Source organism: Frateuria defendens, from assembly GCF_001182895.1.
GTDB lineage: Bacteria > Pseudomonadota > Gammaproteobacteria > Xanthomonadales > Rhodanobacteraceae > Frateuria_B > Frateuria_B defendens.
In genome coordinates this window covers 1-2,235 of record NZ_LFQR01000034.1, presented here as the reverse complement: position 1 = coordinate 2,235, position 2,235 = coordinate 1, and the positions used below count along the sequence as shown (strand labels likewise).

The 2,235-nt window shown below is 69.7% G+C and carries 1 protein-coding gene and 1 pseudogene; both read right to left on the bottom strand.

Going from position 1 to position 2,235, the window contains the following annotated elements:
* A pseudogene (locus ACH65_RS05610) lies at window positions 1-179 on the bottom strand (bestrophin family ion channel); the annotation flags it as partial.
* 98 nt (window positions 180-277) lie between these two features.
* Window positions 278-2,235: efflux RND transporter permease subunit (locus ACH65_RS05605; RefSeq protein WP_049621600.1), on the bottom strand; the 1,958-nt coding region annotated here is incomplete at its 5' end.

The window sequence follows — 2,235 nt, the reverse complement described above, 5'->3', positions numbered from 1 at the left end:
TTTTCTACCGCCCACGCTCCGAGCTCGATGCCGGGGATCGGCAGGCGGTGCTCCGCCAGCACCACGGCCACCGCCAGCACCGTCATCGCCGCCAGCCGCTTCCAGATCACCGGGATGATCGAACCCTTGAGGGTGAACAGCATCAACCAGAGCGAGCGGGAGGCGGGGCGGACGATCATGGCGGCAGCGGCGGCAGCGGCGGCAGGCGGGCGGCCACTTTAGCAACTATCGGGCGGCCCGCCGCCCGTGCCGGCGCGGCGCATTCGGAAAGGACGGCTCAGCCGCCCGCGCCCGCCGCCACGCCGCCGCCCTTGAGCGCGCGCTTGGCCGCCCGCCGCGCCCGCCGCGCCGCCTTGCGCAGCTTGCGGTCGTAGCCCCAGAGATAGATCGCCGGCGTACTGAGCAGGGTGAGCAGCTGCGACACCAGCAGCCCGCCGACGATGGCGATGCCGAGCGGCTGGCGCATTTCCGAACCCGTGCCGAAGCCGATCGCCAGCGGCAGCGCCGCGCCCACTGCCACCAGGGTGGTCATGGTGATTGGGCGGAAACGCACCAATGCCGCCTCGCGGATCGCCTCCGGTGGGCCGAGGCCCTCCTGGCGCTCGGCGACCAGGGCGAAATCCACCATCAGGATGGCGTTCTTCTTCACGATGCCGATCAGCATCAGCACCGCGATCACCGCCATCAGGGTGAGCTGGGTGTGCGTCACCAGCATGGCCAGGAACGCGCCCATGCCGGCGGCGGGCAGCGTGGAGAGGATGGTCAGCGGGTGGATCAGGCTCTCGTAGAGCACGCCCAGCACCACGTACATGGCCGCGATCACGGCGACGAGCAGCAGCAGCGAGTTGCCCAGCGAGTCGATCAGGTTCTGGTTGTCGCCGGTGTACTGCTTCTGTACGCCGCTGGGCAGCGCGGCGGCCGCCATCGCGTCGTTGATGCGTTGCAGGCCATCGGCCTGGCTCACGCCCTGGGCGAGGTTGTAGCCGATCGAGGCGGACTCGAGCTGGTTGTAGTGTTCGACGGACGTCGGCGCGGGCTGCGGCTCGATGCGTGCGATGGCCGTCAGGGGCACCATCCTGCCTTGTGTGCTGCGCACGTAGGTGTCGAGCAGCGCCTCTGGACTGGGCCGTCCGGTCGCATCCGAAGTCAGAATCACCCGGTACTGGTTGATGTCCGAGTAGATCGTCGAGACCGGGCTCTGGCCCATCGCGTTGTAGAGCGCCGAGTCGATGTCGCCCATCGGCACGCCCAGCCGCGCGGCAGCCGTGCGGTCCACCTGCAGCAGCTGCTGTTTGCCGACGGCGTCGAAGCTGGTGGTGACGTCGCGGAACTCTTTCATCCGGCGCATCACCCGGGCCAGCCGGGTCACCGGCGCCTGCAGCGGCTCGCCGCTGATGCTGTTGAGCTGGAAGCTGTAGGTGGAGCCCGCCGGGCCACCGCCACCGCCGCTGCCGTACAGATGCAGGCCGCGCACCGCGACGTCGAGGCCAGGCAGCGCCTTGCAGCGCTCGGCGAGGCGGGCGATCACCTTGTTCATCGGCTCGAGGCGCTGGTCGGAGCCGTCGCCACGTGGCTTGAGGTCCACGAACAGGGTGGACTGGTTGCCCACTGCGCCGTTGTTGTTGTTGCCGCCGAGCAGCGTGGTGACATCCAGCACGGCCGGGTCGGCCTGGATGACCGCCGCCACGCGACGGGTGCGCTGGGCCATCTCCTCCGGCGAGACGTTGGCATCGCCGGTGACGTGGGTGATCAGCATGCCGGAATCCTCCTCCGGCATGCTGCCGCCGCCGGCGGTCTTGAATGTCGCTGCCGCGAGCGCGACGGTCAGCACCAGCAGGATCACCGGCTGCCAGCGCATGATGCGCCGGTGCCGCATCGCCCAGTCCAGTGCGTGCCGGTAGACGCGCAGCATGCCCTGGTCCAGGCGGGCCACGGTCCGCGCGAGCCGGCCGGGCTCCGCCTGCCCGGCGGACCGCTCGTGCGCGAGGTAGCGGCCGCACAACGCGGGGGTCAGGGTGAGCGAGACCAGGGCGGAAATGACGATGGTGGCGATCAGCGTCACCGAGAATTCGCGCATCAACAGAGTGAACAGGTTGTGGCCGAAGACCATCGGCGCGAACACCGCCACCAGCGACAGCGTGATCGAGACGACGGTGAAGCCGATCTCGCGTACGCCGACCAGCGCCGCCTCGAGCGGCGGCCGGCCCTGCTCGACGTGGCGCACGATGTTCTCGA